General features: G+C 52.1%; 11 protein-coding genes. 9 read left to right on the top strand and 2 right to left on the bottom strand.

All coding sequences use genetic code 11. The features are described from left to right. The first annotated feature begins 8 nt into the window (after positions 1-8). From SH527x_RS02875 to SH527x_RS02845, 7 genes are all read left to right on the top strand, one after another. A complete protein-coding gene (locus tag SH527x_RS02875) occupies positions 9-809 on the top strand; it encodes an SDR family NAD(P)-dependent oxidoreductase (protein WP_437193154.1) in 801 nt (266 codons plus the stop codon). Positions 810-918: 109 nt separating this feature from the next. Further along, the gene (locus SH527x_RS02870) at positions 919-1,830 is read left to right on the top strand and encodes a succinylglutamate desuccinylase/aspartoacylase family protein (protein WP_437193153.1); all 912 of its coding nucleotides are present in this window, start codon (positions 919-921) and stop codon (positions 1,828-1,830) included. Further along, positions 1,823-2,635, top strand: coding sequence for an SDR family NAD(P)-dependent oxidoreductase (locus SH527x_RS02865; RefSeq protein WP_437193152.1), 813 nt, complete (start codon positions 1,823-1,825; stop codon positions 2,633-2,635). The genes SH527x_RS02870 and SH527x_RS02865 overlap by 8 nt, the downstream gene beginning before the upstream one ends. Before the next feature lie 190 nt (positions 2,636-2,825). Then, positions 2,826-3,731 (top strand): dihydrodipicolinate synthase family protein, encoded by a 906-nt coding sequence (locus tag SH527x_RS02860; RefSeq protein WP_437193151.1) that lies wholly within the window; start codon positions 2,826-2,828, stop codon positions 3,729-3,731. Positions 3,732-3,862: 131 nt separating this feature from the next. Beyond that, a complete protein-coding gene (locus SH527x_RS02855) occupies positions 3,863-5,842 on the top strand; it encodes an exo-alpha-sialidase (RefSeq protein WP_437193150.1) in 1,980 nt (659 codons plus the stop codon). A 302-nt stretch (positions 5,843-6,144) separates the two neighbouring features. Continuing rightward, positions 6,145-7,779, top strand: a complete 1,635-nt coding sequence (locus tag SH527x_RS02850) for a sodium:solute symporter family transporter (RefSeq protein ID WP_437193149.1) — start codon at positions 6,145-6,147, stop codon at positions 7,777-7,779. A gap of 115 nt (positions 7,780-7,894) precedes the next feature. Then, positions 7,895-8,812 carry a metallophosphoesterase family protein gene (locus SH527x_RS02845; RefSeq protein ID WP_437193148.1) on the top strand — a complete coding sequence of 306 codons (918 nt, stop codon included), beginning with the start codon at positions 7,895-7,897 and terminating at the stop codon, positions 8,810-8,812. A 93-nt stretch (positions 8,813-8,905) separates the two neighbouring features. On the opposite strand, the gene SH527x_RS02840 is transcribed toward SH527x_RS02845, so the two are convergent. Further along, positions 8,906-9,463 (bottom strand): GNAT family N-acetyltransferase, encoded by a 558-nt coding sequence (locus SH527x_RS02840; RefSeq protein WP_437193147.1) that lies wholly within the window; start codon positions 9,461-9,463, stop codon positions 8,906-8,908. Between the two features lie 471 nt (positions 9,464-9,934). Between SH527x_RS02840 and hisH the strand changes: the two genes are divergently transcribed. Beyond that, a complete protein-coding gene (gene hisH / locus SH527x_RS02835; protein ID WP_437193146.1) occupies positions 9,935-10,567 on the top strand; it encodes an imidazole glycerol phosphate synthase subunit HisH in 633 nt (210 codons plus the stop codon). 491 nt (positions 10,568-11,058) lie between these two features. Next, a complete protein-coding gene (locus SH527x_RS02830; protein ID WP_437193145.1) occupies positions 11,059-11,982 on the top strand; it encodes a hypothetical protein in 924 nt (307 codons plus the stop codon). Positions 11,983-12,072: 90 nt separating this feature from the next. Here the strand turns inward: SH527x_RS02830 and SH527x_RS02825 are convergent, their stop codons facing one another. Next, positions 12,073-13,245, bottom strand: coding sequence for a M24 family metallopeptidase (locus SH527x_RS02825; protein WP_437193144.1), 1,173 nt, complete (start codon positions 13,243-13,245; stop codon positions 12,073-12,075). Positions 13,246-13,489 lie beyond the last annotated feature (244 nt).

The raw sequence follows: 13,489 nt of genomic DNA, 5'->3' as shown, positions 1-13,489 counted from the left end.
TAGCTTCATTGAGTAGCCAGAGCGACAACACAATCTCCGACCTGTTTCGACTGGATGGAAAAACAGCATTCATCACAGGAGCAACAGGGCACCTTGGAAAAGCGATGGCACGCGCGTTGGCAGAAGCAGGTGCCAGCGTCGTCGTCGCAAGTCGCTCGCTAGACAAGGCTCAATCACTCTTAGAGACGTTGCCAGCGGTGAATAAGCCACACCATGCGGTCGAACTTGATCACATGGATGAGGCGTCGATCATAAGCGGCTATGCTAAAGGGTGCGAACTGGCCGGGACGATTGATGTCCTCATCAACAATGGGAACGAAGCACTCGGCAAAGACTGGTCGACCGTCACAGGAGAAGAGTTTCGCAGACAGCTCGATAATCTCACCGGATACTTTCTGTTGGCGAGAGAGTTTCGAAACCATGTGGTCAGCAACAACGCCTCTGGCAGTCTGATTCTGCTTGGATCCATGTACGGGTTGGTCGGATCATATCCAGACGCCTACGCCGAGGTTTGCCCCGCCAGTCCGGTTTCTTATCACGCAATGAAAGGAGGCGTTGTGCAGATGACACGTCACCTTGCAGTCTATTGGGCATCGGACAATATCCGTGTGAACTGCCTTTGCCCAGGACCATTTCCGACTGAACATGCACCACAGGAAATGGTGCGACGTCTGAAAGAAAAGAGTCCCATGAAACGTATGGGAACTCCAGAAGAAATCAAAGGACCAATCGTCTACCTGGCGAGCAATGCATCTAGTTATACGACAGGGCAAAACCTTGTCATTGATGGCGGTTGGACTGCCTGGTAATCAAGCCGGGTTCTTTCCCACCCACTCGCATTTACGAATTTGTAAACTGAAACAACGGTCATCGCCACTCGGTGTCAAGTTAGTCCGAACCGGTATAGAAACAAGTTGCATGTTAGTCCGTTCCCATACCATTCATGGCCAACAATCAGGAAAGAACCTTCTGATCCTCGGCGGCATTCATGGCGATGAGTTTGAACCGATCGCTGCGATTCGCGAACTCATGAAAACGATTGACGTCACCAATCTCCGCGGACAGGTGACCTTTGTTCCAATCGCCAACGAGCCAGCCTTCACCGAAGCGAAGCGAACAGGGCCAGACGGACTTGATCTGGCAAGAACATTTCCCGGAAAATCTGATGGAACGATCACCGAGAAAATCGCCTCGGAGATTAACCATCTCATTCAACAAAGTGACTACCTGATCGACTTGCACACAGGTGGCATCGCGCTCGACATTGTCCCCCTAACCGGGTACATGCTTCACCCCAATGAGGAAATTCTGCAGTGCCAGAAACGGATGGCGAAAGCCTTCAATCTGCCGCTCATTTGGGGAACAGACCCGAATCTGAATGGACGCTCATTGTCGGCCGCACGAGACGCGAATGTTCCTGCGATCTATGCCGAATGGGGCGGGGGAACCGGGTTGAATCCCGACGGTGTAAATGACTATGTCACGGGGTGCTTACAAGTCATGTCGGAACTGGGGATGTACGCATATCCCGCTCCGTTAAATCGAGTCACCACAATCGTGCATGACTCTCGCAGTGAAAGCGGTGTCCTTCAGAAGAACTATCCTGCTGAAGTCGCTGGCCTCTTTGAACCGGTTGTCCGCCTGAAGGATGAAGTGAAGTCAGGCGATCTGATTGGCTGGATTCATCGATTCGACGGAAACGATTCATCACCGATCAAAGCAAATCAGAACGGAATGATCCTTCTGCTTCGGGCGATCCCGTCGGTAAAACATGGGGATTGCCTCGCAGTCGTCCTTGAAGCATCACAGCAGGATTCCGTTCATGAATAAGCGTCCAGTTGCAGTCATCACCGGCGCATCACAAGGAATCGGTGCGGCCACAGCGAAAGCATTTGCCAGAGCAGGGTACGACCTGACAATTGCCTCGATCGACCAGAATGGGTTGAACTCCGTTGCACGCGAAATCGAGGCACTCGGAAGCCAGGTTCTGATCAGTCACGGAGACTTGGCCGATCTCGATTACACCAAAAGCATCATCGATCGTTCACGTTCACATTGGGGACGAATCGACGTCCTCGTGAATAATGCCGCATGGCGCGACATCGTGACAATGCGGGCGATTTCTTTCGAGTCATGGAACAAAACTCTTCAGGTGTGTCTGACCGCACCGGCATTCCTCGCGCGATGGAGTGCCGAAGTCATGGAGAGCCAAAAGCAGGGAGTGATCCTGAATATTTCCAGTATTCAGTCACGATTTGTTGGTGGAATCAGTCCTGCCTATGTCGCTGCGAAAGGGGGGATCGACGCTCTGACGTACGAACTCTCGACGCTGTACGGCCCATCCGGTATTCGCGTTCTCGCATTGAATCTTGGAGCGATTGATACGGAGCTGAGCAAAGGCTATGGCAGCTCCGAAATTGACCAGAAGCTGCGTGAAACCGTGGAAGACATGATTCCATTAAGGCGATATGCACAACCAGACGAAATCGGGAACTGCATCGCCATGTTCGCAAACCCAGCCTTCAGCTATCTGACCGGGACAACAATCGAGATCGATGGCGGATGGTTCCACCAATGCTCCCCTTATTCACTGAAGCATCAGCAGTTCCCTGAGCAATTCAAAGGCAAAGAGTAAGGGGACTCCAACAGACTTTCCATAATTGCTCTGCCTCATCACTCCCTAATCCGTCGCAGAGCAATCAAGATCACATTTACAGAATTGACGTCACGAATACAGAACCGCAGAAGTTGACTTCTATCTTACGGAACAACGACTGCCTGACTTCTTCGTGCCACGTCGCCCTAACTGACATTCGAGTTTTGCCATGAGCCAATTCCATCTGATCACTGCACTTTGCACCCCGTTAAACAGCGAAGAGCAATTACACGTCGAAGGTCTGGAAGCTCACATTGAAGACCAGCTTTCTCATGGAATTCAGGGACTTCTGGCCGGCGGAACGATGGGAGTTATGCAGCTGCTCACGGAGGAAACGTGGCTCGACCTGATCAATCATTCGGTACGCATCAACGCCGGACGCGCAGAGCTGCTTGTCGGTGTCGGGGACACTGGCTTCATAAGAACACGAGACCGAATCAAGATGGTCGATGAGCTCGACATCGATGGAATCGTCGTGCTGTCTCCGTTCTGTATCAAGTTTAAGCAACCAGAGCTGATTCATTACTTCGAGTCACTGGCGGATGTCAGCAACAAGCCTCTCTATTTGTACGATCTTCCACAGATGACAGGCACGAAGCTCGAAGTAGAAACAGTTCGTCGACTTGCGAGTCACCCGAACATTCATGGGATTAAATGCTCGGACCAGTTCTCGACTTCGCGACCGTTGCTTGACACCTTGCTGGATCATTTCCGTGTGATCATCGCCCAGCCACTCTTGCTCGACATGCTTTTGAGATCCGGTGTGAAAGAGCATCTCGACGGGATTTTTGGCCTGGTTCCTCACTGGATGCAACACATGGTCAATGCAGCAGAGAACAAGGATTGGGGAACAGTTGAAGAGGTCCAGCGTGACATTGCCGCTTTACTTGATTGTCTGATCAATTTTCAGGCACCATTGTTCTCTAGTGCTGCCGAACTACTGAAAGAACGCGGAATCCCAGGCAATGTCGCACCAGCGCCATACCGACCATTAACGCCAGAACAGCGTGAGCAGTTCCTGAATATTTCCATTATTAGAAAAGCACTCGCTTCTAATTCTCGCGTCGCCATTTAACTTCGCATCCAAATCGCCTTATCGTCAGCGAATAAGACGAAAAGTAGCGTCGCACTGGGAATTGCAGAAAAGTCTCCATTTAAGATAGCAGCCGAATCAACGCCCCGAAACTTTCAGTCAAAGGACCTCCAATGATGACATTGAGGAAGTTCGCACATTGTCTGGTGATGGTGACCGCCTCGTGGTACCCGACATCTTCGGTCCTCGCAGAATCAACAGGCAGCACGATGAATGGAATCGACGATGCAACCAGGGAAAAGTGCTTTGCAATCCTGCGGAAGGCGGTCAAAAGTGATGAATTCTGGCCAGCGATGCACGCGGCCGAAGCACTCTCACTTGCCGGGGCTCACAATGAAGTACGCGAGCTGCTGACACCGATGCTGTCGGCCTCTGGCTTCGATCAACGTCAACAATGTGGAATCGCACGTGAGCTGGTCCGAACAGGGGATCGTGAACAGACAGCCACTCTGTTGAAGATTCTGGCTGACAAGGATTCATTCGGGCACACTCACGCCTGCGAGTCACTTTATAAGGTGAGCGAAGTCGGCGACCGCACCTTGCTTCGCACCGCAATGAATGATGATCAGCAACCCATCAAAGCATTGATGGCAGCTGCGGCACTGGCACGTCATGGTGAGCCGGGAGCGCTTGATCATATTCGCGCTCAAGTAAAAAGCACTGACGATAACAACGCTCGAGTTGCAGCATGGATTCTTGGTGCCATCGGTGATCAATCCGATATTCCAGCACTCACCCAACGCAAACAGTCGATTCAGGACGAAGCCGCTCGTGCCTATTTTGATAACGCACTCGCAGTCATCGGGGATCCGTCCGGACAGCAGGCATTGCTGAAGAACCTAAAGAACGCCAACCCTGCGATCCGAACAGACGCCGCGTATTTTGCTGGTGAAGCGAATCTGCCTGAGGCTCGCCCCCTTCTGATCTCATTGCTGGACGACCCGACGCTCGACGTCACTGTTCGAGCTGCTCAAAGTCTCCTGAAAGAGTCGACTGCAATTGCCAAGTCTGAAGGCACGCCAGCAACTCCGACTGGCCCGAAGGTCGTTCTGCAGCTTGCACCGGGTGAGAACAACTCCCGCAATAGCGAAGGCGACTTTATCCAACTCAACGATGGTCGCATTCTGTTCATCTATTCGCACTTCACCACCGGCAGAGGTGGAGACCATGATTCGGCTGACCTCCGTGAGCGAATCTCAACTGATGGCGGCAAGACCTGGTCAGACAGCGAACGCGTTGTCATCAAAAGTGATGACGGCCTGAACGTCATGTCGGTCTCTCTGCTGCGACTGCAGGATGGACGGATTGCTCTGTTCTATCTTCGCAAACATTCGTTGAAAGATTGCCGTCCGATCATGCGAATCTCCACGGACGAAGGGGCAACATGGGGTCCACCAACTCAATGTATCAACGATGAAGTGGGCTACTATGTGTTGAACAACAACCGTGCGATTCAACTGAAGTCCGGTCGTATCGTCCTGCCTGTTTGCCTTCATCAGCGAGCAACTGAGAACAAAGCCGACTGGGCAGGGGAGCTCATGTGCTACTTCTCAGACGATAACGGCACAACTTGGCGCCGCAGCAAGTCACTCCTCAAGACATTCAATGCCGAAGGCAAGCGAGTCACAACTCAGGAACCAGGCGTTGTCGAATTGAAAGACGGCCGGGTCATGATGTTCATTCGAGCGAACCCAGGTTGTCAGATGCTGAGTTATTCAAGCGATGGCGGCGATACATGGACCGATGCGGTTGAGTCCGATATCAAGTCCCCGTTGTCACCAGCCAGTATCGAGCGTATTCCATCAACAGGCGACCTGCTGTTGGTCTGGAATGACCATGCCAACATCGCACCAGAGTTGAAGAACTTCCGTACTCCACTCACAGTGGCGGTCTCCAAAGACGATGGCAAGACCTGGGTCAACAAGAAGAACCTCTTTGCTGACCCTGAACGATGGTACTGCTATATGGCCATCGATTTCGTTGGCGATAGCGTGCTGGTTGGACACTGCGCCGGCAAGCGCGTTCCAAATGGGTTGACGGTGACTGACATCACACGATTTGATCTCGCTTGGCTCTACGGAGACCAGAAGTAACTCTTCTCAATTTGGCCTGAATTTCAACTTGCAGTCGGAGACTGCCTGTCGACTTCGACTGCAAGTTTATTTTCAACTGCGATCTCTTCTGAGAATGCGAGCTAACGGTTGTAGAACGCAGACAAGCGATGCTGCGAAGTTTTATTGATCGATGGCGTACCGGTGTTCCCAAAGGATCAATTTTCTTTAATATATCCTGAACTGAGACACCTTCTCCTTGAAATCGAGTTGAGTCTCATCGATTGAACGCGAGTCGAATTCAACCTGCCAGACGGTGGGCAACAGAAAGCCGATAAGACCCGATGTCTGAAGCTGAACTCACATTGCAATCAAGCCTGTCACAGTTAGATTATGTTGCGATTATCCTCTATCTACTGACAACGTTCGGCATTGCACTCTGGTTTGGCAGCAAACAACATTCGTCGGAAGACTTCTTTGTGGGGGGACGCCGCGTTCCCTGGTTCGCCGTCGGTCTGAGTATCCTCGCGACTCTCTTTTCGACACTAACATACCTCGGCTCGCCTGGGGAAGTAGTCAAACACGGCGTCTGGTTTTTCTGCGGTTATCTCTCTGTCCCGCTCTCTGCTTACGTCGTCACAAGAATCTGGATTCCGTTCTATATGCGGCTGGAGTTGACCAGCGCGTATAGTTATCTGGAACTCCGTTTCAACTACTCTATTCGCATCGCAGGAGCATGGCTGTTTATTTTTCTGCGACTGGGCTGGATGAGTATGGTGATCTTCGCCGCATCCATGGCATTAGACCGCGTGAAAGGACCGGACCTTGAGATCCTCCCTGGTCCGGACCTCTACTGGTGGATGGGCATTATCGGAGTGATCGCGGCAATTTACAGTGTTGTTGGCGGAATTCAGGCTGTGATCTGGACAGACGTGCTGCAATGTCTGTTGCTCGTCTCCGGGGCATTCATGGTCATTGCGTCAGTCATGTATACAACCGGAACCGCGCCAGTTGACTGGTGGACGATGGCGCGAACAGAAGCGACACATCACAAGACTCCGCCTCTCTTCAGTCTGGATTTGACCATTCGAGTGACCATCATCACCGCAATGATCAATCACTTCTTCTGGACAATCAGCACTCATTGTTCAGATCAGGTCGTCTTACAACGGTATTTTTCAACAGAGTCGATTTCGTCTGCTCGAAGAAGCTACTTCATCAATATTGGAACAGATATCTTTATGGTCAGTCTTCTGGCCACTTGTGGGTTCGCTCTGCTGGCGTTCTACTCGAAGAACCCTCAACTGCTTCCGGAAGGCTGGACTGTCATCAACTCTGCGGACAAACTCTTTCCACACTTTCTCAGCAATCAGTTGCCGGCAGGCTGTGCAGGTCTGATCATTTCGGCCTTCCTTTGCGACGCCATTCAGACACTCGAAGCAGGTGTCAACTCGATCACAGCAGTTGCATCAACAGACCTGCTCTCGAAGAGAAATGAACGCCTTGGAAAGAAGGATCCGTCTCTTCTGTTCGTCCGAGTCCTCTGCATCCTGATCACGATGATCGTGACCATCAATGCCGGGTTCGTTGCTTACCTTGCACTCAATAGCGAGATGACCATCTTCGATCTGATGCCCAAATTCTTCAACATGTTCGTCGGACCGCTTGCAGCACTCTTCATTATCGGGATGTTTTTTCCACGCTGTACCGGCCGTTCGGTGTCAGTGGCCATTGTTGTCGGCCTGACTGTCTCGGTGCTGTGGAGTTGGGGAAAACAAATTTTTCAAACATCGGTCGGCCCCACCATTCTCCTTTCAGTGGCACTTCCGCTGCTAACCACAGTCCTCACCGCATGGCTACTCAGTTTCATTGTCGAGAGTCGACAGCCCCACCCGGGCCAATCCTTTACTTGGCGTGCTGTTCTTCAACGACCACTGAAACGGACGGAGGCACACGACGTTTCGGCAGACGCAAGTTAACACCAAGTTCACACAGCGGACTCCCAATCCGTAAGCCAATTTGCTTAGACTAGGTGGGAAATGTCTGCGACTCTGTTTGCTACATTCCCTCTCGCCACTGTTGGAGCACCGTAGTATGCCGATCCATGTTCCCCCGATGACCCGCCGTTCGTTTCTGGTCCGCAGTTCCGCCGCAATGGCCGGGCTCATGGTCTGCAGGCAAGGGTGGTCAGCTGAAGGAAGCGATCCCAACCTTTTCGCGATTCTTTCAGATACACATATCGACGCGAATCCTGCCACGATCGCTCGTACCGTGAACATGACCGACAACCTGAATCAGGTTGTTCAGGAAATTGGCAAGTTGGGCCGCAAACCTGCCGGGCTGATTCTGAACGGGGATTGCGCCTACAACAGAGGGCTTCCCGGCGATTACCAGAATCTCGCGAAAGGTCTTGAGCCGGTCAGGAAGGGCGGGATTCCGCTGCACCTGCTGATGGGGAATCACGACGATCATGAACCGTTGTACTCCTCGTTCGCGGACCAGCGTGCTGCAATGCCGCCTGTCTCAAACAAGCTCATCAGCGTTATTGAAACTCCATTTGCTGATATCGTTCTTCTTGATACTCAGAAGGCCGTCAATGTTGTCACTGGGGAAATCGGCGAAACGCAGTTGAAGTGGCTGGCTGAGGCTTTGGATGCTCGAAAAGAGAAGCCGGTCATTGTCTTTGCACATCACAACATGCAATTTGTTCCACCAGAATCTGGCAAACCCTGGGGAGGGATTCAGGACACCGAAGCGTTCTATGAATTGCTGAAGTCCCGTAAGCAGGTCAAAGCCTTCTTCTATGGACACTCTCACCGTTGGCATATTGAGCAGAAGGACGGCATTCATCTCGTCAATCTGCCTCCGGTTGCTTATGTGTTCAATCCGGAACTTCCAAACGGTTGGGTTCTTGCCCAGTTGAATGCAAAAGGAATCGGCCTTCATCTGCACACGATCGCAGCAGATCACAAACTCAACAACCAGAAAGTGGATCTGACCTGGCTGAGATAACGCCCGGATCACGACCATCTGTAAAGACGTTGAGGCCTTCCATCAATCATTGATGCGAAGGCCTCTTTTCATTTCTGGTGGTCCGGTGTCGATCTATAGCGGAGAATAAACTGGCCGGTAGGACGTGCTGATCACCTGAAATCCGATAGAGCGATAGAGTTCGACCGCAGACGAATTATGGGCAGTGACATCGAGGACGACTCGCTCCATTCCAGCGCTGCGAAAGCCGCGTAGAGCTTTCACGACAAGAGCACGTCCCAATCCACGATTTCGAAATTCAGAGAGGACCCCAACATTCTGAATCGCTCCACATCTGGAATCCTGAGTTAACCCCTGAATCGTTCCGACACCAATCGGAACCAGCGAGTCACTCCCTTCATATTCAATCAGCCAGGTCGCCTTGGGGAGAAATCTTGGATGGGCACAAATGGCCCGCATGAGCTCTTCACACCCGGTTCGACTTCGCAGAGTGGGGAACAACTCCAGATCCATTTCTCCGCGAAAGCATTCGTACTTTACCATCGCATGGAATTGGACCAGTCGTGGGTTCCACGCGTGCCAGACAAACCCTTCTGGCAATCTGGCACGCCCCACTTCCGTGACGCGGAAGTCAAGCTCCATTCGGTAACGTTTGAAAAACTGCTCTGACATCACTGCCCATCAGACCACATGTAGAAATTTCAGATCAATTCTCTCCGGGATGCGAGTTTTTGCGACTCACTCAGTGCGTTTCGTTCTTATTTCAAGGAAACCGATTCAGCCAGCCTGAATTTGAAGCGAGACGGTTATATCTGGCAAGGGGAATCAGAATATCTTCCGGCATCTCGCTCTCTCTGAAAAGATTCAAACGATTTGAACCGAACCTCCCTGAAAGCAGACACGTCCTTCCGTTTCCAGCAATCACACCCGCGAATTGGGCCCCTCTCAGTTCCCATTAGTTCAGCCATTCGCCGAGATTCCAGCCGATCGATGATGAATTTCGACAGCAAACTTCGACCTGGGCAGGGTTTGAACTATCATGTGACGCCAGACAGTCACATCAGGGGGCTGCCATCAATCGGGAACGTGTGTGGCGACAATTGACTGGCAACTTTGAACGGTGATTGAGCAGTGGAGCGCGGTATGATTGGAATCATCGACTATGGCATGGGAAACCTTCGCAGCGTGCAGAAGGCGTTCGAAAAACTGAATGTCCCCGCCGTGATTCTGACCTCTCCCCACGATTTGTCTTCGTGCGACGGCGTCATTTTGCCGGGTGTCGGAGCGTTTCGAGATGCGATTTCCGAGTTGAAACGTCAGGATTTCGTCTCGTCCATCTATGACTATGTCGCGTCTGACAAACCACTGATGGGAATCTGTCTCGGGCAACAACTGTTGTTCGATCGCAGTTACGAAGACGGGGACTACACCGGTCTGGGCATCATTCCCGGTGAGGTCGTTCGGTTCCACTCCGAACCCGGCCTGAAGATTCCGCACATGGGATGGAATTCTCTGCAAATTGAACGTCCGAGTCCGTTGATGAACGGCCTCCAGAACTGGGACTACGTCTACTTCGTCCACAGTTACCACGTCAGCCCCGTCGACAATGACGTCATCATCGCCACAACCCAGCACGGGCACCAACGCTTTGGAGCCGCTGTCAGCCTGGGCAACGTCTATGCAACTCAATTTCACCCAGAAAAGAGTCAGAGTGTCGGTTTGCGAATTCTACAGAATTTCGCCGACATCGTCGGGGCAGCAACCCCAACCGTTTAGTCGTCTGCTCCCCAGAGGGCACGCGATAGTCGTTCAACCTGAGTGAACTCGGGCAGAGGGCATTTCGCTTAACCCATTACAGCGTAGATCAATAAGACGACGAAACTCAAGCAGCCGATTGCGGTAGACCAACCGGTCGGCAGTCGCACGTGTCATTCGAAAGCGAGCTTGTGATCTCTTATTCGTCATTTCGCAGGGTTTGAGGCAGGGCTTCCCCTACAGATTCCGCCACTCACTCTGATTTCATTGGTCAGTGGATGCCGATCTAGAATACTAGTCTTTTCTCGGTCCCCAATTTTCACCTGAACATCCGGTTTAAAAAGCGAATTCTGCAAACACCCGAAAAACGCAGGGGAATTCCCCGTACATTTAGGAAAACACCTGCACATAATTCGGCCAGTCGGCAAATCCTGTCCTACAATTGCGTGATAGGAAAACCAATCAGAGTGTGAATGGGGCAAAGTACATTCCACTGCACGTGGAACTGAGTAATGAAATCTCCGACGAGCCATTTTAATGGGCTCGAAGAACAGCTTGCTGAAAAAGATTCACTGATTGCGGTATTAACCAGTCAGCTTGAGATGGCCGTCGATCGACTCGATCGATTGCGACGAGCCGGGGCAGATCGTGCCCAACATGTTGTCGCCGAAAAGAATTCTTCCGCCACCAGCAGCGAACTGACAGCACGACTCAGCAAACTGCTGGACAGCGTTGACGAACGTGATCCATTGGACCAGATGGATCGGATCGAAACAGGTGTTGCCAGACTTCTTGAAATGATGTCTGAAAGACCGGCCTCCTCCACATCCGCGCCTGCGTCTCAACAACCAATCGCATCGATGGACCAGTTCTGGGCGGCGACCAAGGAACGGCTATTAAACGAATCCTCACAAGTCGGCGAACCACTCGCTCCTGCTCGTCCAAGTCATCGGCCGACTGAGTCTCATCGAAGCGACTCAGTCTATTCGCCTCCATTGGAAGACCTGAGCTTTCAGGATGATCTTCCCGCCCCGATGCCGATTACGGACACGGAGAACATCCCTTCTTTACTGGCAGCGGTTGAAACTCGGGACAACTATATCCAACACCTGATTGAACACGTGCGGAAAGTGGAAGCAACCCGCATGTTCCCGGTTGATTGGGACCAGTTGCAGTTTGCCCCAGACAACTACCGCAATCACCTCGAACTGCTTGAATCCGCACTGAAAAGTCAGCTCAGGCAGGCGGAGATTGCGAACTCGCTAGAACGGGCCAATCTCACCAGAGAGCGCGCCAAGATTGCACAGCAGAAGCACCAGCTCGAACTGGAAATTAAGCGTGCAGCGCATCACCAGCAACGCACGCCAGAATCTGAACGCGATTCCCCTCAAAAGAACGATCCCGACACCCGGTGGAAGCGTTTATTCTCTCGCTAAGCCGGTTCGCTCGCCGATGCCGCCGCGTCGCATCGCCTCGGTTTTCAATCACAAGACCTGAGGGCGAGAGTCATCCAATCTGAATTGCGATTACGGGGAGAATTCCCGAATCAGGATGCCAGGGCGCTCGATCGTGACATCTTTCACTTGAATCCCAATTAACGGCCAATTCAGAGATCGGGTCAGAATTTCGCCCCCTCTCTCTGTAATCAACATCGTATCGCCGACAAGCGAAGTGCGAACGCTGGGGTGCCAGAAGACTGCCATCCCGGTGCGAAACTTCGCCTGAGAAATTGGTGTCAGCAATAATTCGTTCTGGCTATAACCGATGACCTCGGCCTGTTCTGCACAACGCCATTCGTCCGGGACGTCAAACTTTTCGTAAATTCGGGCAAGACGCTTCCAGGTTTCTTCCACAGTCCAGCCGGGTTGTGTGAAGTACATTCCGGTTGCTTGCACAAGCGTTGCGAGACGATGGACGTTCTCCAGTTCTTCCGACCGCCCTCCAATTGCAACGGTTCGAGTCACACCAGCATGCAACCCGTTGCGGCGTCCCACAGCAGACAGCACGCAATGCCTCTCGACGCGATCCGTCCCATAACTCCAGTGTCGATATCGCCAACCTTGAGCATCCGCCATAACCTGCAGATTGACAGGTTCGATCTGGCGCTTCAGCAGGCGATGCGCGAGATGGCCAGCGATCTCTGATTCAGTTGCTCCCTGCTCAAAATTTCTGGCAGTCGCTTCAACGGCATGCGTCACTTCAACACTGAGATCGCGCAGCAACTGTTGTTCACGTTCGGCCAGTTCCATTCGAAATGACGCCAGGTCAACAACGCTTCCTTCCCGTCCCACTGAAGGGCGATCGACCGCGACCTTCCGCCCTCGGCAGATATCCGATCGAAGAATGGCCACGTCTTCCGTCCAGGGACGCTCTTTCAATTGAAAACCGAGGCCCATGAGTTCGCGATCGAAGATTTCACCGGAGTCGACGTTATTACAAAGAATGACTCTCGCTTCGGGAGTGACCAGAATCGCGGCAACAGGGCGGTGTGCGTTTCCTTTTCGCGAGCTATCACCGCCGCAGGTCAGCCAGGCAAAATTCGTTGGATCTTCGATCAGCAACGCATCCAGCATTTCCTGTTTCAGGTTATCGATCAACTGCTGATGTCGACGCGCAACGATTTCCGCACGCTCTGCGTCAAGAACAGGCATTTCCCCTGACGAAGCAGGAAAACTAGGGGACAAGGCCGGTTTGGACATTGAACGAATTCCGCGTTGATCAATCAGCATCCAGCGCTCGCGATTCCATTTCGAAGTCAGCTTTCAGTGGCTTGCTCCAGCCACCCCCGCGATGAGTACTGTCTGGTCCCAATTGCTTCGACCAGTTTCCTCCTGATGATCAGTGTCAAATGACGTCGTTTAAGAATTCCTCCCAACGACGCTGAATTTACAATATCATCCAGTTTGACCTTGGACCAGACACAGTCTCAAATTGAATTCGCCT

Source organism: Planctomicrobium limosum (assembly GCF_051465645.1).
In the GTDB taxonomy this organism is placed as follows: Bacteria; Planctomycetota; Planctomycetia; order Planctomycetales; family Planctomycetaceae; genus Planctomicrobium.
Note: the sequence above shows the minus strand (reverse complement) of the source record. Positions and strands in the feature narration are given on the sequence as shown.

Excerpts from the sequence above, each read along its gene's own strand:
- SH527x_RS02870 (WP_437193153.1), top strand. The coding sequence starts at position 919 with ATGTTAGTCCGTTCCCATACCATTCATGGCCAACAATCAGGAAAGAAC.
- SH527x_RS02865 (WP_437193152.1), top strand. The coding sequence starts at position 1,823 with ATGAATAAGCGTCCAGTTGCAGTCATCACCGGCGCATCACAAGGAATC.
- SH527x_RS02860 (WP_437193151.1), top strand. The coding sequence starts at position 2,826 with ATGAGCCAATTCCATCTGATCACTGCACTTTGCACCCCGTTAAACAGC.
- SH527x_RS02855 (WP_437193150.1), top strand. The coding sequence starts at position 3,863 with ATGATGACATTGAGGAAGTTCGCACATTGTCTGGTGATGGTGACCGCC.
- SH527x_RS02850 (WP_437193149.1), top strand. The coding sequence starts at position 6,145 with ATGTCTGAAGCTGAACTCACATTGCAATCAAGCCTGTCACAGTTAGAT.
- SH527x_RS02845 (WP_437193148.1), top strand. The coding sequence starts at position 7,895 with ATGCCGATCCATGTTCCCCCGATGACCCGCCGTTCGTTTCTGGTCCGC.
- SH527x_RS02840 (WP_437193147.1), bottom strand. The coding sequence starts at position 9,463 with ATGTCAGAGCAGTTTTTCAAACGTTACCGAATGGAGCTTGACTTCCGC.
- hisH (WP_437193146.1), top strand. The coding sequence starts at position 9,935 with ATGATTGGAATCATCGACTATGGCATGGGAAACCTTCGCAGCGTGCAG.
- SH527x_RS02830 (WP_437193145.1), top strand. The coding sequence starts at position 11,059 with ATGAAATCTCCGACGAGCCATTTTAATGGGCTCGAAGAACAGCTTGCT.
- SH527x_RS02825 (WP_437193144.1), bottom strand. The coding sequence starts at position 13,245 with ATGTCCAAACCGGCCTTGTCCCCTAGTTTTCCTGCTTCGTCAGGGGAA.